At 57.1% G+C, this 19,661-nt stretch carries 15 protein-coding genes; 5 read left to right on the plus strand and 10 right to left on the minus strand.

The window, feature by feature from the left end:
• Positions 1–185: 185 nt before the first annotated feature.
• From ACVDG9_RS12765 to tpiA, 6 genes are all read right to left on the minus strand, one after another.
• The gene (locus ACVDG9_RS12765) at positions 186–3,341 is read right to left on the minus strand and encodes an efflux RND transporter permease subunit (RefSeq protein WP_447238136.1); all 3,156 of its coding nucleotides are present in this window, start codon (positions 3,339–3,341) and stop codon (positions 186–188) included.
• Positions 3,342–4,502, minus strand: coding sequence for an efflux RND transporter periplasmic adaptor subunit (locus tag ACVDG9_RS12770; RefSeq protein WP_447238137.1), 1,161 nt, complete (start codon positions 4,500–4,502; stop codon positions 3,342–3,344). It lies immediately after the preceding gene.
• A gap of 295 nt (positions 4,503–4,797) precedes the next feature.
• Positions 4,798–5,625, minus strand: a complete 828-nt coding sequence (locus ACVDG9_RS12775; protein WP_447238138.1) for a VOC family protein — start codon at positions 5,623–5,625, stop codon at positions 4,798–4,800.
• 28 nt (positions 5,626–5,653) lie between these two features.
• Positions 5,654–7,282: a CTP synthase gene (gene pyrG / locus ACVDG9_RS12780; RefSeq protein ID WP_447238139.1), complete on the minus strand. Its 1,629-nt coding sequence runs from the start codon at positions 7,280–7,282 to the stop codon at positions 5,654–5,656.
• A 133-nt stretch (positions 7,283–7,415) separates the two neighbouring features.
• On the minus strand, positions 7,416–7,799 hold the full coding sequence (gene secG / locus ACVDG9_RS12785; protein WP_022998549.1) for a preprotein translocase subunit SecG: 384 nt from the start codon (positions 7,797–7,799) through the stop codon (positions 7,416–7,418).
• A 125-nt stretch (positions 7,800–7,924) separates the two neighbouring features.
• Positions 7,925–8,683, minus strand: coding sequence for a triose-phosphate isomerase (tpiA, locus tag ACVDG9_RS12790; protein ID WP_055656557.1), 759 nt, complete (start codon positions 8,681–8,683; stop codon positions 7,925–7,927).
• A gap of 231 nt (positions 8,684–8,914) precedes the next feature.
• Between tpiA and ACVDG9_RS12795 the strand changes: the two genes are divergently transcribed.
• Genes ACVDG9_RS12795 through ACVDG9_RS12815 form a run of 5 tightly spaced genes read left to right on the plus strand, consistent with a single transcriptional unit; the run spans position 8,915 to position 14,385 of the window.
• Entirely contained in the window at positions 8,915–10,807 is a 1,893-nt protein-coding gene (locus tag ACVDG9_RS12795) for a peptidylprolyl isomerase (RefSeq protein ID WP_447238140.1), read from the plus strand.
• A 24-nt stretch (positions 10,808–10,831) separates the two neighbouring features.
• Positions 10,832–11,845, plus strand: coding sequence for an anthranilate phosphoribosyltransferase (gene trpD / locus ACVDG9_RS12800; protein ID WP_022998546.1), 1,014 nt, complete (start codon positions 10,832–10,834; stop codon positions 11,843–11,845).
• A 3-nt stretch (positions 11,846–11,848) separates the two neighbouring features.
• Entirely contained in the window at positions 11,849–12,661 is an 813-nt protein-coding gene (trpC, locus tag ACVDG9_RS12805) for an indole-3-glycerol phosphate synthase TrpC (RefSeq protein WP_022998545.1), read from the plus strand.
• A gap of 6 nt (positions 12,662–12,667) precedes the next feature.
• On the plus strand, positions 12,668–13,180 hold the full coding sequence (moaC, locus tag ACVDG9_RS12810) for a cyclic pyranopterin monophosphate synthase MoaC (RefSeq protein WP_447238141.1): 513 nt from the start codon (positions 12,668–12,670) through the stop codon (positions 13,178–13,180).
• A complete protein-coding gene (locus tag ACVDG9_RS12815; RefSeq protein WP_447238142.1) occupies positions 13,180–14,385 on the plus strand; it encodes a molybdopterin molybdotransferase MoeA in 1,206 nt (401 codons plus the stop codon). Before moaC ends, ACVDG9_RS12815 begins: the two co-directional genes overlap by 1 nt.
• A gap of 133 nt (positions 14,386–14,518) precedes the next feature.
• On the opposite strand, the gene ACVDG9_RS12820 is transcribed toward ACVDG9_RS12815, so the two are convergent.
• From ACVDG9_RS12820 to ACVDG9_RS12835, 4 genes are all read right to left on the minus strand, one after another.
• Positions 14,519–15,316: an FAD binding domain-containing protein gene (locus ACVDG9_RS12820; protein WP_447238143.1), complete on the minus strand. Its 798-nt coding sequence runs from the start codon at positions 15,314–15,316 to the stop codon at positions 14,519–14,521.
• A gap of 71 nt (positions 15,317–15,387) precedes the next feature.
• The gene (locus ACVDG9_RS12825; protein ID WP_152506492.1) at positions 15,388–17,748 is read right to left on the minus strand and encodes a xanthine dehydrogenase family protein molybdopterin-binding subunit; all 2,361 of its coding nucleotides are present in this window, start codon (positions 17,746–17,748) and stop codon (positions 15,388–15,390) included.
• A 216-nt stretch (positions 17,749–17,964) separates the two neighbouring features.
• Positions 17,965–18,456, minus strand: coding sequence for a (2Fe-2S)-binding protein (locus ACVDG9_RS12830; RefSeq protein WP_055654420.1), 492 nt, complete (start codon positions 18,454–18,456; stop codon positions 17,965–17,967).
• A gap of 232 nt (positions 18,457–18,688) precedes the next feature.
• The gene (locus tag ACVDG9_RS12835) at positions 18,689–19,399 is read right to left on the minus strand and encodes an SRPBCC family protein (protein ID WP_447238144.1); all 711 of its coding nucleotides are present in this window, start codon (positions 19,397–19,399) and stop codon (positions 18,689–18,691) included.
• Positions 19,400–19,661 lie beyond the last annotated feature (262 nt).

A 19,661-nucleotide genomic window follows, 5' to 3' on the forward strand; every position in this document is an offset into this window, starting at 1 on the left:
GCGCGTCGCACGGTGGACGAGATCTGTATTTTCACTATCCAAGTTCGCGATCCCGAGACCTGAGAACTTGCTGGCATTTGACCTAAAAGCAAAGCCGGACAACCCATCTGGATCGCCCGGCCAAACTAACCTTAAGTAAGATTCAAACAACGCAAAACCGTTTGCGTATTGAAAATTTTCTCACGTCAGGACGCAACAGGCTCCTGTTCCGTCTGGTTTTTTCCTTTTCCGCCAAACCAGTTTTTGACGGTTTCACGCATGGTCTGCATGTTCACATAAAGAATCGGGATCATGAGAATGCCGATGCAGGTCGCAAACAGCATGCCACCGAACACCGCGAAGCCAATGGCCTTCTGACTGGCCGCACCAGCACTTGATGCGGTCATCAAAGGCACGACACCCAGCAAGAACGACAAGGCCGTCATCATGACCGCCCTGAACCGAAGATGAGCCGCTTCTACTGCTGCATCCTTGATCGACTTGCCATCGGCCCTCTGCTCCATCGCAAACTCCACGATGAGGATGGCATTCTTGGCGCCCATCCCGACAAGCATGATCATGCCGATCTGCGTGTAGAGGTTGACATCCCCCCCAGTCGCAAAGACCGCAACAAGCGCCCCGAGGATTGCAAACGACACCGACATCAAGATCGCAATCGGCATCGTCCAGCTCTCATACTGAGCGACAAGGAAGAGATACGTGAACAAGATCGACAAAAGCAGGATGAAAAGAACGATCTGCCCCGATCCGAGCTGCTGCAGCGCTGTACCTGTCCACTCGAGAGAATATCCGTCCGGAAGGGCTTCAGCCCCCGCGGCATTGACTTCGTTAATGACCACACCTGTTGAGGCTCCAGGTGCCGGATCAGCCATCACGGCAGCAGCACGGAACATGTTGTAGCGGGTCAGAATCTGCGGACCGAGGACATTCTGTGTCGTCAGAATGCTGCGCATGGGCACCATGGTGCCGTCGCTCGACCGCACATAAAGTGCACCGATATCCTCCACCCGATCGCGGAACTTGCCTTCCGCCTGGATCATCACCTTGTAGACCCGGCCGAAGATGTTGAAGTCGTTGATATAGTACGAGCCCAGATAGGCCTGCAGTGTCGTGAACACATCCGACACATTGATGCCGAGCGTTTTGGCCTTTTCACGATCAAGATCGATAAAGACCTGAGGCACATTGGCACGGAAAGTCGAGTAGGCGCGCCCAACTTCGGCACTCTGGTTGGCGGAATAAATCATCGAGCCAAGTGCCGATGACAAGTCCTGCGGCGAACCTCCACCGGTTTGTTGCAGCATCACCTGAACACCACCGGTCGTGCCAAGGCCCGGAATCGGCGGGGGGTTGAAGGCAATGATATTCGCACCGGGAATAGTCGAGAATTCCGCCCAGAACTTTGCAAGGATCGCGTCAATACGAAGGTCGGGAGCCTGACGGTCTTCCCAGTTCTTCATGGTCGCAATCACCAGCGCCGCATTCGAGGACGTTGCGCCGTTGAGGATTGAGTAGCCGTTGACAATGACGACGTCTTCCACACCCGGCGTTTTGGAGGTCAGGTCAACCACCTGCTTGGTGACGTTCTCCGTCCGTTGCAACGACGCTCCATCGGGAAGCTGAACGTCGACCATCAGGTAGCCCTGGTCTTCCGAAGGCAGAAAGCCCTGAGGCAGTGATCCGCCGAGTGTCACGATCAAGGCGACCGCCCCGGCAACAACGGCAAGCCCTATCACGGCGAAGCGAACAAGGCGGCGAATAATACCGGTATATCCGTTGCGTACCGAGGTGATGCCACGGTCGAACAGCCCCATGATGCCGCGCGGCGGGCCAGAACGGGCTTTCAGGATCAGGCCACAGAGAGCCGGAGACAGCGTCAGCGCGTTGATTGAGGAAATCAACACAGAGACCGAGATAGTGACTGCGAACTGCGAATAGAGACGGCCGGTAATGCCTGGCATGAAGATAGTCGGAACGAACACCGCCAGCAGCACCAGCGTCGTGGCAATCACCGGACTGGTGATCTGTTCCATCGCTTTCGTCGTGGCTTCTTTCGGCGACAAACCTTCATCTGCAATGATGCGTTCCACGTTTTCCACGACGACGATGGCATCATCCACAACGATACCAATGGCCAGCACCAGCGCGAACAGCGAAATCGTGTTGAGCGTCATGCCAAGCGCCAGCAGCACGGCAAACGTGCCGATCAACGACACCGGAATGGCAACAGTTGGAATGATTGTCGCTCGCCAGTTCCCGAGGAAGATGAACACCACCGAGACCACCAGAAGGAAAGTCAGGAAAAGTGTGGTGATGACGTCGTTGAGAGAAGCCTGAACGAAATCCGTGGTGTTGAAGGGAACGCCGTACTGCATGTCCGGCGGAAAATTCTTGGCCAGTTCATCCAGGCGAGCCAGCACGTTTTCCGATACCTGAAGCGCGTTCGCGCCTGGTGCCTGATAGATTGCCAGAACCGTGGAAGGCTTGCCGTTGTATTCGCCGGAGGCGTTGTAAACCTGCGCGCCGAGTTCGACCCGGGCAACATCGCCAATCGTTACGACTGCGCCGTCTGCACCGGTCCGCAGAACGATCTGCTCAAATTCTTCCGGTGAGGCCAGACGGCCCTTTGCCTTGATCGTGTACTGGAACTGCTGTCCGTCCGGAACCGGAGGTGCGCCGATCTGACCGGCAGCCACCTGAATGTTCTGGTCACGTACGGCGGTGATGAAATCCGTCGGCGTCATGCCCAGGCTGGTCAACCTGTCCGGATCAAGCCAGATGCGCATGCCGTAGGAAAAGTCGGTCATGACGTCTGCCAGACCAACCCCAGGCACACGGGCAAGTGCATCCTTCAGGTTGATCGAGGCATAGTTTGACAGGAAGACCGGATCGTAACTGCCGTTTGGCGAAAACAGTGTAATGACCAGCAACATGTTCGTGCTGGCTTTTTGCACTGTCACACCGTTGTTGGTCACATCGCTTGGCAGCTGGCTGTTGGCCTGACTGACCCGGTTCTGCGTGTTGACCGTGGCAATGTCCGGGTCTGTTCCGACAGCGAAGGTAACGTTGAGCGAATAGTTGCCGCTGTCGTTACTGGTCGACTGCATGTAGATCATGTCGTCGACGCCGTTGACCTGCCCTTCGATTGGGGCGGCAACAGTTTCTTCCAGCACTTCGGCATTGGCGCCGGTATAGGTCGCCGTAACGTTTACGACCGGCGGGGTGATATTCGGAAACTGTTCAACCGGAAGCGACAGATACCCAAGCACACCGGCAATAGTGATAACAATGGAAATGACCAGCGCGAATTTCGGCCGGTAGATAAAAAAGCGTGAAAACATTTAGCTTTTCTCCGCCGGCTTGGAAGCAAGTACCGGGTTCACGACAACGCCGGGGCGCACTTTCTGCAACCCTTCGATGATGACCTCGTCACCTTCCTTCAGGCCTTTTGAGACGACGAAATCCGTGCCTTCCTGCTGACCCAGAGTCACGTAGCGCTGTTCGACCTTCTTGTCCGACGTGATCGCCAGTGCAAACGCACCTTCCTGGTCCCTTTGAATGGCAGCCTGCGGCACAACCAGCGCCGTTTCCGTTTTCGGCGCTTCGAGAACCACCGTCACATAGGTTCCGGAAATCAGGCGGATGTCCTTGTTGTCGAATTGTCCGCGGAAGGAGATGGTGCCTGTCGCCGTATCGACCTGATTGTCGATGAAGACGATTTTGCCCTTTTCATTATAGTCCTGCCCGTTTGGCAGAACCAGTTTCAGGTCTGGAGACTCATCCGGCTGGATATCGGCAGGGTTTATCCCGTGTGTCTTGACCGCGTTGAGATACTGCGCCTCGCTGACGGAAAAATTGACGTAGACAGGAGCAAGGCTGATCAAGCTGGCCAGTGGATTCGTCGTGGGTCCGACGACCTCGCCAACGCTGTAGGTGGTCTTGCCGAGCTGGCCGTCGAAAGGTGCCGAAATGTCGGTGTAGCTGAGGTTGAGTTCCGCTTCCTGCAGAGACGATTGCGCTGCCTCCACAGAGGCTTCCGCCTGTTGCTTTTGCGCCAAGGTCGCTTCGTAAGCAGCCTCGGAGAGATGCCCCTTATCTCGGAGGTCCCTGTCACGCTTCTCGTCAGCAGCCTTCAGTGCAGCGTCTGCCTTTGCGCTTGCAAGATCCGCCTTGGCCTTTGTCAGTGCGGCCTGATACTGCGCTTTTTCAATCGTGAACAACAGGTCGTTTTTCTTGACGACGGAGCCATCCGGCACAGCTTTCTCTTCCAGGAAACCTTTGACGCGAGCCATGAGATCGACCTGGTCGATTGCAGCGACCTGCCCGACAAAACGTGCGCTTTGGCGAATATCCTGGGACGCAATCTTCGCAACGGTCACCGATGGTGGCGGCGCTGCCGGAGCGGCCTTTTGCGAGTCGTCAGAGCACGCGGCCAACAGAGCCGAGGTTGCAGCAACGAGTGCAAAATTGCGAGGGAAAGAGGCAAAAGGCAAAAAAGTCATTCGGGAACTCCGCAGTCCGACCATCAGGTCAAGGCGCATAATTTGGGGTTCACTATAAAAGGACTGGTTGATTCAACAAGTGAATAGTGCCCTTGCCGTGTGGTCTTGGCGGGAAAAATTCCTTAACGTTTTCAAAGTCACGTATACATTGCCCGACACGGCAATCACGAAACACACCTAATGGTTTGTGCGTCGGCAAATTTTCTGAATGCGATAAAGTGCAGCAAATCCAGCCAGAGAGCCGTGGGCGGAACACGTCTCCCGGCTAAGCCTTCTCAAAAAGAATGTATTTCATTTACGAGACAACTGGCGACAGGATCAGTGTGAGCCCGTTGAGCTGGCCTGCCGGCACTATCTTGCGCTCATCCAGGCCTTTGCAGCCGATTTCCAGAGCAACAATCTGCGGCAGGGAACCGGCAATTTGCGCAGCTGCATCAGTGCCAACCAGTGACGCATACGCAGATGGCGTTAGCACGGATATTGTTCCACGGGCAGTCTTGAGCTCCAGACCCAGACTGGTGGCGCGCATTTCGCGTTGGCCCGTGAACCCACCCAGAAACTCGTGATGATCCGAGGGATCGCCGGCAACGAGATAGACTGTCTTTATCGTTGACGCGCCGTTGGCATGATCCTGAAAGGCTTCTTTCCAGAAATTTTCGGGAAATCGATTCCTGCAGGTGAAATAGCCGATCTCCGGTGCAAGTGCATCACTGACAAATGTCAGGTCGAAGGCAACTTGCACCTTGCCGCCATCCGCCAGATTGGCTGTGCGCTCGAAGGAAAACGGCTCGTAGAGTTTCAGTCCTGCCTTGCTGAAATCGTCCCTGTCCTTCGCAGGATCGGAACTGTCCAGCACCAGCATGCTGGCCCCTTCGTGCCGGGACAGAAAATCTCGGTTGAAAGCTCCGAACGAGAAAACCTCTTCAGAAGCCTCAAAAATGAGATCCCGATCGGCAACGCTCAACAACTCGACGAAAAAACCGTCGAGCTGAACCAAACGGTTGGCCGTTCCCCAGGAATGGCGATTTTCGGGGGTAACCGTGAAACCGAGGTCGGCCCACGCCTGGCCCGCGGCCTCCAGATCCCTCACCGCTACAACGACGTGATCGAGCCCGCGCACCATTATCTTGTCCCCTTCCCGCCTTGGTCGATCAGACCAGACGGCCCTGATGGATCGCTGCGCTTATGAAGGATGCAAACAGCGGATGCGGATCGAAAGGACGGGACTTCAGTTCCGGATGGTACTGAACACCGACGAACCAGGGATGATCCGCGATTTCGACCGTTTCCGGCAAAACACCGTCTGGCGATGTCCCGGCGAAAATCAGGCCGCATTTCTCGAGTTCATCGCGGTAGCCGATGTTGACTTCATACCGGTGGCGATGACGCTCCGAAATGCTGGTCGTTCCATAAATTTCAGCAATCTTGGAACCGGTCTTGAGCGCAGCAGGATACGCTCCAAGGCGCATCGTACCGCCCAGATCGCCTTCGGCGTCGCGCACTTCCTTGCGGTTGCCCTTCGTCCACTCGGTCATCAGGCCGACAACAGGTTCCTTCGCCGGGCCAAACTCGGTGGAATTGGCTTCGGAGATCCCGGCGAGATTGCGCGCTGCTTCCAGAACCGCCATCTGCATGCCGAAACAAATTCCGAAATACGGGATTTTGCGGGTCCGGGCGAAGTGTGCCGCAGCAATCTTGCCCTCTGCGCCCCTTTCCCCAAAACCACCGGGAACCAGAATTCCGTGAACACCTTCGAGGTAAGGGCTCGGGTCCTCTTTCTCGAAGGTCTCCGATTCGATCCATTCAAGGTTCACCTTGACCCGGTTTGCGATACCGCCATGGACCAATGCTTCGATCAGCGACTTGTAGGCATCCTTCAGAACGGTGTACTTGCCGACAATCGCGATCTTGACCTCGCCTTCCGGATTGGCAACAGCCTCGGAAATGCCGTTCCAGCGATCGAGCACCGGTGCAGGTGCCCCCTTGATGCCGAAAGCAGCCAGAACTTCGTCGTCCAGCCCTTCCTTGTGGTAGGCGACCGGCACGTCGTAGATCGACTTGACGTCGTAGGCCGGAATGACCGCGCTCTCGCGCACGTTACAGAATAGCGACAGCTTCCGTTTTTCCGTTTCCGGAATCGGGCGATCACAACGGATCATCAGGATATCCGGCTGAATACCGATGGACCGCAGTTCCTTTACAGAGTGCTGCGTCGGTTTGGTCTTCATTTCACCGGCGCTCGGGATGTAGGGCATCAGGGTCAGATGCACATAGACGACGTCGCCTCGCGGAAGATCGTTCCCAAGCTGACGGATCGCCTCGAAGAACGGCAGGCCTTCAATATCGCCCACAGTTCCGCCGATCTCGACGAGAACAAAATCGTAGTCCTCGTTGCCGGTCAGAACGAAGTTCTTGATCGCATCAGTCACGTGCGGAATGACCTGGACGGTTCCGCCCAGATAATCGCCGCGCCGCTCCTTGGCGATGATGTCCTGATAGATCCGCCCGGTGGTGATGTTGTCCTGCTGGTTCGCAGGACGACCGGTGAACCGTTCGTAGTGGCCGAGATCGAGGTCTGTTTCCGCACCATCGTCGGTCACAAAGCATTCGCCATGCTGATACGGGCTCATGGTGCCCGGATCGACGTTCAGGTAGGGATCGAGTTTGCGGAGACGGACCTTGTAACCGCGAGCCTGGAGCAATGCGCCCAGTGCTGCAGAAGCAAGACCTTTTCCAAGCGAGGAGACCACGCCGCCAGTGATGAAAATATATCGCGCCATGGACCAATACCATATCCTTGCCGAGGGCGCCTTGGCCACTCGGGAGTTGCGTTCTCAACACATAAAAATGCCCTGCGAGTTAAGCCGCAGGGCATATGTCGGGTGAATGGGCCAGAAGACCCGTTCGGCCGCCTTACTGGGCGGCCGGGACCTGAGGTCCGGAAGGTTGCTGTTGGTTCAGCTGTTTCAACGAATCGAGAACACCGCCTGAACCGCCTTCGGTCGTGCCGTCCGTCGTGGCAGGCGCTTCCTGGGTTGCTGTCGGAACAGCATCAAGAATCGAACCGGGCCGGTCCTGATTCTTTGCAATAAGGCTGAGCGTCAGCGATGTAGCGAAGAAAGCGACCGCCAGGACAGCAGTTGCACGCGTCAGGATATTCGCAGTCCCACGACTGGACATCAGACCACCGCCTCCGCCGCCAATGCCAAGCGCGCCGCCTTCGGAACGCTGCAGGAGGACAACAAGCACCAGGGCCAGGACGACCATCAAGTGGATTACGATGACTACGGTTTCCATCGAACGCCATTCTTCATTGAATTCAAGATTGGCGGCCTTCTACACCAGACGCCGCCAGCTTTCCACCCTTCAATTGCGCCTTCGACACAGAAGCTTCAAGGCCGGGCACAATATATTCGGTGTCTTCAGGAATAAGCAGCAAGTATGCCGAGGAAATCTTCAGCCTTGAGACTGGCGCCGCCAACAAGGGCGCCATCGACATTGGCAACAGACATCAGTTCACGCGCATTGCCCGGTTTCACTGACCCGCCGTAAAGAAGGCGCATGGAAGCTCCTTCCCCGCCGAACCTTGCGGAAAGATTGTCCCGCATTGCCTTGTGCATTTCCTCAACATCACCTGCGGTGGGTGTCAGACCTGTACCGATCGCCCAGACCGGCTCGTAGGCAATCACGCAGTTTTCGGCAGTCGCCCCATCCGGAACCGATCCGTTCAATTGGCGGTCGACAATAGCAAGTGCCTGGCCTGCTTTGCGCTCGGCTTCTGTCTCGCCGACACACACAATCGCCACAAGACCGGCTCTCCAGGCTGCCCGAGCCTTTTCATTGACATCAACATCGCTTTCAGCGTGATCCGTCCGGCGTTCGGAATGACCGACGATGACGGCCTTTGCGCCCGCATCTGCAAGCATTTCAGCAGAAATGTCACCGGTGTGAGCACCAGAAACAGCGGTATGGCAATCCTGACCACCTACAGACAGCGCGCCGCTGCCAGCCTTTTCCGCAATTGCTGCGATCAGCGTTGCAGGCGCACAAATCATCGCATCGACCGAATCCGCCAGATCGTCACTGATGCCGGCGATCATCTTGTAGACTTCAGCCTGGCTTGCCTTCAGACCGTTCATTTTCCAGTTACCGGCAACCAGCGGCTTGATCGCTGCGCTCATGTTCAGTTTCTCCCGCGGCATGATCCTTGATTTGCCGCCTATAGAGCAGAAGCGCACACGCGTTGCAATCACCCTGAGGACGGGAAAACCCAAATCGCTTCCGAAGTTTGTAAAAGGCCGCCTTGCGGCGGCGGCGCGGCGTCTTTATGATCCGCCCGCTCCGGCCAAGGCCGGTCCTGAATTCAGCCGGTCACGCCGGCTGCCGGAACGAAGAAGAATACGGGAGTCGTCATGCTTGACGCGCTGCGCAAGGGCGCTGGCACCTGGGTTGCCAAACTGTTTATTGCTCTGTTGATCTTTAGCTTCGCCGTGTGGGGCATTAGCGGTTTCTTGACCGGTGTCGGCCAGAACACCGCCGCCAAGGTCGGTGACACGGAAGTCTCCCTGTTCGATTTTGACCGGGCCTACAGGCAGGACCTCGGACGGCTGGCTCAACAGTTCGGCCGGCCGCTGACGCCGGCAGAAGGTGCGACCCTCGGTGTTCCGCAGCAAACCCTGGGCAAGCTTGTGGCCGAAGCCGCCATGAACAACACTGCTCAAAACATGAAACTCGGTGTTTCGGACGAACGCCTGGCGACCATTATCCAGAGTGACCCTGCATTTCAGGGTCTGGGCGGCAGGTATGACAAGAACCGGCTACAGCAGGTTCTGCAGGCCAACGGATACCGGGAAGACGAATATGTCGTCGAACGCCGCAAGGTTGCAGAGCGTGCGCAGCTTGCAGAAGGCCTCGCCGGCAGCATGAAAGCGCCGATTGCCTATCTGGAAGTTCTTGACGCCTATCAGGGCGAAACGCGAAGCGTTGATTACCTGGTCGTTACACCGGAATTCATCGGAGACATCGAGGATCCGGCCGAAGGTGTCCTGACAACCTACTTCGAAGAAAACAAGGACAATTTCCGGGCACCCGAGTTCCGTGAAATCAAATACGTCTCACTCACGCCGACGTCTCTCTCTCGTCCGGATGACATTTCCGACGAAGACGCCCGCGCTGAGTTTGAGCGCCGGTCGGAAGATTTCTTCCAGCCCGAACGCCGCAAGATCCGTCAGATGTCCTTCCCGTCTCAACAGGCTGCGGAAGAAGCTGCCGAAGAAATCGCGAACGGCAAGACCTTTGACGAACTCATGAGTGAACGCAACCTTGCCAACAACGACGTTGCCCTTGGCGTCATGGCAAAGGCCGATTTTCTCGATGAAGCTATCGGCGACGCCGCTTTCAGCCTGGAAGAAGGCGCGACCAGCGGTACGGTGGAAGGCAGGTTCTCGACTGTCATTCTGAATGTCGAAGAAATCCTTCCTGAAAGCACCAAACCCTTCGAAGACGTGAAGGACGAGATCGTCCAGAGCCTCGCAAAGGAACAGGCGGAACGGGAAATTCTGGATCTGCTTAACGAAGTCGAGGATGCCCGGGCCGGCGGTGCTCCGCTGGACGAAATCGGCGAGCGTTTCTCCCTGACTGTAGAAACTCCGTCAGCTTTTGATGCATCCGGAAACGGTGAAGACGGTAAACCCGTAACTTTGCCTGATGCAGAGGGACTTGTAGCAGGTGCGTTCGACAGTGACATCGGCATCGAAAACGATGTCCTTCAGCTCGGTGAGCAAGGGTTCCTCTGGTATGACGTCGCAAAGGTTATTCCGTCGCGCGAACGCACCCTCGACGAAGTTCGCGAAGACGTCATTGCGGCCTGGAAGCAGGATGAACTCGGCAAACGCTTGAGCGACACTGCGGCAGACCTCTTGGCCAAGGCAGAAGGCGGCACGCCGTTCATTGCCCTTTCCGCAGAAACCGGGCTGGAAGTGAAATCCGCAGCTGACCTGAAGCGCAACACGCCGTCCGGGGATTTCGGCCGCGAAGCTGTTTCGGCAGTATTCGACGGCCCCGTTGGAACAAGCGCGGTCACCGAAACCAACGATGGCAACGGTCGGATCGTGCTTAAAGTGAGCGGTTCCAACGTACCGGACTTCCAGAGCGACGCACCGCAAGTAGCGGCCCTGGGTCAGCAGCTTTCCCAGCAGATTCAGGACACGCTGCTCGGCCAGTTCATCTCCGACCGGGAAACCAAGGCAGGGGTCGAGATAAACAATGCCGGTATCGCCCAGATGATCGGGCTGGACCGGAATTGATCCGTTTGAAAGTGGAATGACGACATGAGCACATTCAAGGACTTCATCGCCAAGGTGTCAGACGGTCACGCCTTGAGCCCTGAAGAAGCCCGCGAAGCCTTTGAGGTGATCCTGTCGGGATCTGCAACACCATCGCAGCTTGGCGGGTTTCTGATGGCCTTGCGTGTGCGCGGCGAAAGCATTGCCGAAGTCACGGGTGCGGTCGCGACCATGCGGTCCAAGATGATCCCCGTGAGGGCCCCGGCCAACGCGATGGATATAGTGGGAACGGGTGGCGACAATTCCGGCAGCTACAATATTTCCACGTGCACGGCCCTGGTCGTCGCTGGCAGCGGCGTACCGGTCGCCAAACACGGCAACAGGTCATTGTCTTCCAAGTCGGGCGCTGCAGAAGCGCTCGCCGAACTTGGCGTCAACATCGATATAGATGCCAGGAAGATATCCGATTGCATCAACAGGGCGGGTATCGGTTTCATGTTCGCCCCGCTGCACCATGCAGCGATGAAGCACGTGGGTCCAACACGCATGGAACTCGGCACGCGCACAATCTTCAATCTGCTTGGCCCATTGACCAATCCCGCAGGCGTGAAGCGCCAGATGGTTGGTGTATTTGCCCGCAAATGGGTCGAACCGCTTGCGGAAGCTCTTCGCGAGCTAGGGTCCGAAAAGGCCTGGGTCGTTCACGGGTCCGACGGAATGGACGAAATTACCACAACCGGTCCAACCGCTATTGCCGAACTCAAGAACGGGACAATCCGTTCGTTTGAAATTTCACCCGAAGATGTTGGCCTTGCCGTTTCCGATCCGAAAGATCTCAAGGGCGGACTTCCCTCGGAAAACGCTAAAGCCCTGCGTGACGTCCTCGCCGGAGCAAAGAACGCCTATCGCGATGTGGTGCTGTTCAATGCGGCTGCCTCCCTGCTGGTTGCAGACAAGGTGGAAACCTTGAAGGATGGTGTCGAGTTGGCGGCGCAATCCATTGACAGCGGATCCGCAGCCGACACCTTGGAAAAGCTTGTCGCAGCATCGAACGGGTAAGACATGGCAGACATTCTTCAAAAAATCGAAGCCTATAAGCGCGAGGAAATCGTCGCTGCAAAGGCATCCGTTTCGATCGACGAACTCAAGGCGCGCATCAAAGACGTGAGTGCTCCACGCGGGTTTCTCAAGGCGATCGAAGCCAAACACGATAACGGTGAGTACGCTCTCATTGCGGAAATCAAGAAGGCCAGCCCTTCGAAAGGGCTCATTCGGGAAGATTTCAATCCACCTCTCCTGGCTAAGGCTTACGAAGTAGGCGGCGCAGCCTGTCTTTCGGTCCTGACCGATACGCCCTCTTTTCAGGGAAAGCCTGAATTTCTGGCTGCTGCACGTGACGCTGTTGCCCTTCCGGCGCTGCGCAAGGATTTCCTCTACGATCCTTACCAGGTATATGAAGCCAGAGCCTGGGGTGGCGATTGCATCCTGATCATTCTGGCCGCTGTTGATGACGACACCGCCAAAGCATTGGAAGACACCGCGTTCGAACTCGGAATGGATGTCTTGCTTGAGGTACATGACGCTGATGAGCTGGAGCGTGCGCTCAAGCTGTCGTCTCGTCTGCTCGGTATCAACAACCGCAATCTCAAGACATTCGAGACCAAGCTGGAAACAAGCGAAGAGCTTGCACCGCGCATTCCGGACGACAGAATCATTGTCGGCGAAAGCGGCCTGTTCACCCCAGCCGACCTATCCCGAATGAACAAGGTTGGTATTTCAACGTTCTTGATCGGCGAAAGCCTGATGCGTCAGGAAGACGTCGCCTCGGCTACCAGAACGCTCCTGGCCCGTCCGGCCCTCTCCGAAGCGGTTTAGGCGGACATGGTCAACAAGGACGCCAAACTGACCCATCTGGATGCGGCAGGGTCTGCCAACATGGTGGACGTATCCGAGAAGTCCGTAACGCATCGGATTGCCGTCGCGCGCGGGACCGTCACCATGCGGACTGAAACCCTGGATCTCATTCGGTCCGGTAACGCCAAGAAAGGCGACGTTATCGGCACGGCACGCATAGCCGGCATCCTGGCCGCCAAGAAGACCCACGAACTGATACCGCTCTGCCATCCACTGATGTTGTCCAAGGTGTCCATCGACATCGATACCGATGATGATCTTCCCGGCCTCATAGTGACAGCGACAACCAAGGTCAGCGGCCAGACAGGTGTCGAGATGGAAGCCTTGACCGCATGCTCGCTGGCCTGCCTGACGATCTACGACATGGCTAAGGCCGTAGACCGGGGCATGGTCATCGGAGATATCCGTCTGGTCGAAAAATCCGGTGGCAAATCCGGCCATTGGACACTCGACAAGGACGGCAGCCTGGGTGGCACCTGATGAGCCTGATGCCTGTCGACGAAGCGTTGACGAAGCTCCTTTCCGGCGTAAAACCTCTTGAAACGGAATATGTTCCGCTCGAGAGCGCCAACGGCAGATATCTGTCCGCCCCCCTTGTTTCCACCCGAACCCAACCACCTTTCGCAGCGTCTGCGATGGACGGTTACGCCATTCGTCATGAAGATCTTTCCGCTTCCCGAACATCCTTGACCGTTGTCGGCGAAGCACCGGCCGGCCATGGTTTTTCCGGAACGGTCGGCAACGGTGAAACGGTGAGGATCTTTACCGGTGCTCCTGTGCCGGCCGGTACGGACACGATCCTGATCCAGGAAAACACTGAGCGTGAAGGCGAGCGCATAACCGTTCTGGAGAACCCGGCCAAGGGCGCATTCGTCCGTCCTGCCGGCCTGGACTTTTCCGAAGGTGATGTGCTTCTGCAACCGCCGCTCAAACTTGCGTACCGGCATCTCGCCCTTGCCGCTGCAATGAACCACGCGGTCCTGCCGGTGCACCGCAGACCGAAGGTTGCGATACTCGCAACCGGGGATGAACTCGTTCGCCCAGGAACGGAACCGGGACCTGATCAGATAATCGCCTCGAACCACGCAGGTATCGCCGCACTCGTGGAAGATTGTGGCGGTCAGCCACTCGATCTTGGAATATCACCCGACGAACCGGTGGCACTTGCGAACCACGTTAGGCGTGCGATTACCGAGAAGGCCGACATATTGGTCACGCTCGGAGGTGCCTCGGTCGGCGACCACGATCTTGTTCAAAGTGTCCTTGGACAGGAAGGCATGGACCTGGCGTTCTGGCGAATTGCAATGCGTCCGGGCAAGCCGTTGATGGCAGGCCGTCTTGGCGGCACCAAGGTTCTTGGTCTGCCCGGAAACCCCGTCTCAAGCCTCATATGCGGCTTGCTGTTTCTGAAGCCACTCATGCAGGCAATGCTCGGTCAGACGCCGGAACAGTCCGGACCTCAACGAGCCATACTCGCTTCTCCCTTGCCCGAGAACGACCGCAGGCAGGACTACGTCAGGGCAACGCTTTCCAATTCGGAACACGGAGATCTGATCGTAACGCCGTTTTCCCGGCAAGACAGTTCCATGTTGAACCTGCTTGCCAAATCCGGCGCACTTGTTGTCCGTCCACCTCATGCACCTGCACTGGAAGCCGGAGCAGAAGTGCCCATACTGGTACTCTGACGTGACGTGGCAGCTAGCAGTGCGACTGTCTGCGCTTGTGCCCCAATCGAGAAGCTGACTACTCCTCCCTCAGGAAAACAAAACCCGGCCGAGTCTCGGCCGGGTTCTTATTCTTAAATCAGCACGAGGTCGGTTACACCTTCTGGACGGCGCGCTTTGCCATAACGGTAACCAGGTTCGCACGATAAGCAGCAGACCCGTGAATGTCTGACAGAAGATCGTCTGCGTCGGGTGCTATGCCGGCGACGGCGTCGGCTGAGAAATTACTTGCAAGCGCCGTTTCCATGGCGGACATGCGGAAGACACCGCCCTGCCCTGCTCCGGTCACCGCAACCTTGACGGAGCCATCGTTGCCTTTGGCAACGAAGACACCGGCCATGGCATAACGCGATGCCGGGTTCGGGTATTTGGCATAGGCACTGGCCGCAGCACCCGGAAACTTGACGGCGACGACGATTTCATCTTCATCAAGCGCGGTTTCAAACATGCCGGTGAAGAACTCTTCCGCTGCCAGTTCCCGCTTGCTGGTGACAACGGTAGCACCGAGCGCAACCAGCGCAGCAGGATAGTCGGCTGCAGGATCATTGTTGGCAATCGAGCCGCCAATGGTGCCCATATGACGAACCGCCGGGTCACCAATGCCACCGGCGAGTGACGCCAGTCCAGGAAGCTTCTGCTTCACCAGATCCGAAGTCGAGACTTCGAAATGGCTCGTTGCTGCGCCGATGGTCACACCATCACCGTTTGCGCTGATCCCCTTCATGTCCGCAATCTTGGTGACATCCACCAGATCGCTGGGGGCTGCAAGCCGCTGTTTCATGGTTGGCAGCAAAGTCTGGCCACCACCAAGGAATTTGCCGTCATCGGCATTGGCCATTAGTGAAGCAGCTTCCGCTACCGATCCGGCCTTGTGATACGTCGTTTCATACATGCTGGGTCTCCCCGGATTTCGAACTGTGCAATGGCGGGCGGGTTGCCCCGCCCGAAAATCCCGTTGTGGCGTTATTCGGCCGCCTGCTTCACACCTGCATGGTAAAGCGCCCAGACCTTTTCAGGAGAGGCTGGCATCGACAGGCTGTTGTCCCCGATCGCATCCGTGATCGCATTGATAACTGCCGGCGGAGATCCGATAGCCCCGGCCTCGCCGCAACCTTTCATGCCAAGCGGGTTGCCTGGGCAGGCCGTGACATGCGTCGACAGATTGTAGGACGGCACATCATCGGCACGCGGCATGCAGTAATCCATGTAGGACGCCGTCAGCAGCTGGCCGTTTTCGTCGTAGGACGCATTTTCCAGAAGTGCCTGGCCAATGCCCTGCGTAATACCGCCATGCACCTGACCTTCCACGATCATCGGGTTGATGATGTTGCCGAAGTCGTCAGCCGCGACGAAGTTGACCACTTCCGTCTTGCCCGTATCCGGATCCACCTCGACTTCGCAGACATAGGTACCTGCCGGGAAGGTGAAGTTGGTCGGATCGTAGAAGGCTCCTTCCTTCAGGCCCGGCTCCATGCCTTCAGGCAGGTTGTGCGCCGTGTAGGCAGCGAGAGCCACCTCGGTGAAGGTCAGCTTCTTGTCGGTACCGGCTACTTTCAATTCGCCTCCTTCGATCTGGATGTCTCCTTCGGAGGCTTCCATCAGGTGAGCAGCAATCTTCTTCGCCTTGGCTTCGACCTTGTCGAGCGCCTTGACGATTGCCGACATTCCGACCGCACCGGAGCGCGAGCCGTAGGTTCCCATACCGAACTGAACCTTGTCGGTATCGCCATGAACAATGGACACCGCATTGGTATCCAGGCCAAAACGTTCGCTGATCAGCTGGGCAAAGGTTGTCTCGTGTCCCTGACCATGGCTGTGCGATCCCGTCAGAACCTCGATCGATCCGACAGGGTTTACACGCACTTCGGCAGATTCCCAAAGACCGACACCGGCACCAAGTGAACCGACCGCAGCGGACGGTGCAATACCGCACGCCTCGATGTAGCAGGACAGACCAATACCGCGCAGCTTGCCGCGGGAAGCTGCTTCCGCCTTGCGGGCGGCAAAGCCGTCGTAGTCCGCGGCCTTCAGAGCTGCATCCAGCGTCGCATCATAATCACCTGCGTCGTAGCACATGATCACCGGTGTCTGATGCGGGAACGTTCGGATGAAGTTCTTGCGACGGAACTCTGCCGGCGACAAGCCCACTTCACGGGCAGCCGTTTCCATGATCCGCTCCAGAAGATAGGTCGCCTCCGGCCGGCCTGCGCCCCGATAGGCATCCACCGGTGTGGTGTTGGTGTAGACCGTCTTCACGTTGGCGTGGATAGCCGGAATGTCGTACTGACCCGAAAGAAGCGTAGCGTAGAGATACGTCGGCACGGAAGACGAGAACAACGACATGTAGGCGCCGAGATTGGCAATCGTCTTGACCCTGAGGCCCAGGATCTTGTTGTCCGCGTCAAGCGCGAGTTCCGCTTCAGAGCGATGGTCCCGGCCATGTGCATCCGTCAGGAAGGCTTCGGTCCGGTCAGACACCCACTTGACCGGACGACCGACACGTTTGGACGCCCACAGGCAGACCATTTCTTCCGGGTAGATGTAGATCTTGGAACCAAAGCCACCGCCGACATCAGGCGCAATCACACGCAGCTTGTTTTCAGGAGCAACGTTGTAGAAGGCCGACAACACCAGGCGAGCCACATGTGGATTCTGCGAAGTGGTGTAAAGCGTATAGTGCTCCTCGGCCGCATCGTAACCTGCAAGAGCTGCGCGCGGCTCCATCGCGTTCGGGACGAGGCGGTTGTTGTGGATCTCCATGCGCGTGACATGAGCAGCCTTTTCGAAGGCCGCGTTTGTGGCCGCCTCGTCGCCAATTTCCCAATCGTAGATCAGGTTGCCTTCGGCTTCCGGGTGAATCTGCGGGGCACCTGCTTCGAGTGCCGCAAGCGGATCGATAACGGCAGGCAATTCCTCATAATCAACCACAACCGCGTCAGCGGCATCGCGTGCCTGAGCCTGCGTATCGGCTACAACCACCGCAACGGCCTGCCCGACATGGCGGACAATTTCAGGTTCCAGTGCGCGCCAACCGCCCATCTTCATCGGCGAGCCATCCTTGGAATGGATCATCCAGCCACAGATCAGGTTGCCGATACCATCACCCACCAGTTGGTCGCCGGTGAGAACCGCATCCACACCCGGCATTGCCAGAGCAGCACTCGCGTCAATGCCCTTGACCTTTGCATGCGCGTGCGGCGAGCGAACGAAAGCAGCGTACCCCATGCCTGGCATGGTCATATCGTCGGTGTATTTGCCCTTGCCGGTAATGAAGCGCTTGTCTTCCTTGCGCAAGGCACGGGCGCCAATCCCTTCAACTGCCATTTCTTCTCTCCCGAATATCTGCCGGCTCCGCCAATACCGGACATCCTCCACTCGCCGGACAATCCGGCTGCTGCCTTCAAGGCAACTGTCTCTCAAGACCTGGCGGTCAATACGAAGATGCCTGTTCCTCCCGGCATCTCATTCGATTGATCGGTCTTGCTGTCCTGCTGCGCGAACGTGTTCGCGCATCAATTTTGGGAGTTCAGGCCAACGCCGTTATTCGGCGGCCTGAGCCATACCGGCCATTTGATCGGAGGCGGCTTTGATCGCCTTGACGATATTGTGGTAGCCGGTGCAGCGGCAGATATTGCCTTCCAGCTCGTGGCGAATGGTTGCCTCGTCGAGATTTCCAGCACCATGACGCTTGATCATGTCCACGGCGGTCATGATCATGCCGGGGGTACAGAAGCCGCACTGAAGCCCGTGATGTTCACGGAAAGCTGCCTGTACGGGGTGCAGGTTGTCGGCTGTGCCGATCCCCTCAAGAGTTACAACTTCTGCGCCGTCGGCCTGGGCTGCGAGCATGGTGCAAGACTTTACTGCCTTGCCGTCGACATGCACAACGCAGGCACCGCATTGCGAGGTGTCGCAGCCAACGTGCGTACCAGTCAATCCGCGCACGTCCCGGATAAACGATACGAGCAGCGTCCGGTCTTCGACATCAGCCGAAACCGTCTTGCCGTTCAATACCATCGATACTTTCGACATGAATTCCTCTCCCTCATGAAATTCCCTGAACCGGACCGATCAAGCCGACCCACCTGCATGAAATGACAGGCAAGACCTCTGATGTCCGATCCAGACCAGCGTACGAATAAACAATCGAATTCGATTGCGTGTCACTGACCCAATTTCCCGGCTTGTCACCGTGTTTTGTGCTGGGGCCCTGGCGCGTCCTAAATTGTCAGAGCCCGATCATTTCAAGATTTGTCCTACCCGGTCAACTTGCAAGTGCAAGCACGACAATCACGGCGGCGAGCAACACGAGCCCCCAGACCATGGGGCCGCCAAACACGTTGCGTCCCGCAGCGGCTTCAATATTTTGTTCCGCCTGATGGATCTTTTCCTCGACTGCATGCTCCGCATCCTCAATTACGTGCATGACTTCGCCAGGGCTATCTTCGATCGCGATCCGCTTGGCTTCCTCGGCCACACCGGGATCCAGATCGTCATCGGCACCAGCTGCGGTCGCAGTTTCGTCCTGCCCTGCCGGTGAACCGACCATCTCGGAGAACTTAGTGAAAAAGTCTTCCGCCATTTTCTTGGCGGTAGAATCGATCAGCCGGCTGCCGAGTTGGGCAAGTTTGCCCCCGACCTGCGCCTTGGCTTCGTAGGAAAGTATGGTTTCGTCACCTTCCTCCGTAAGCTTCACATCCGCGGACCCCTTGGCAAACCCGGCGACGCCGCCCTTGCCTTCTCCCGAGATCGTGTAGCTTTCCGGAGGATTGATGTTCTCAAGGGTCACTTCCCCTTTGAACTTGGCTTTGACAGGCCCGATTTTCGATGTGACCGCGGCGGTCATTTCAGTGTCCGAGGTCTTCTCGAGGCTTTCGCAGCCCGGGATGCAGGCCCGCAAGACATCCGGATCGTTCAAGGCTTGCCATACGGTTTCCCGTTTGGCCGGAATCCGGTGGGAGCCGCTCATGTCCATATGTTTTCTCCCCAAGTTGCGCTTTAGCGCATATTTACAAAGGTTCAGTCGACATTCAACGCGATTGACGCGTCCGCCGCAAACACGTTTTCCCGCATGAGAGCGTGTTTCGTACAAATTTTCAATCGCTTATGTGAACAGAATTGCAGAACGCAATCCTTGACAGGCTGTCCGGTGTCTTCAATTCAACGTATGACCTAGCTGTCGCAGTATGCGCCAAAAAGGCACTTCTGTCCTGACAGTTCCGGCCAGAAATTGATAA

Source organism: Roseibium sp. RP-7 (assembly GCF_053005225.1).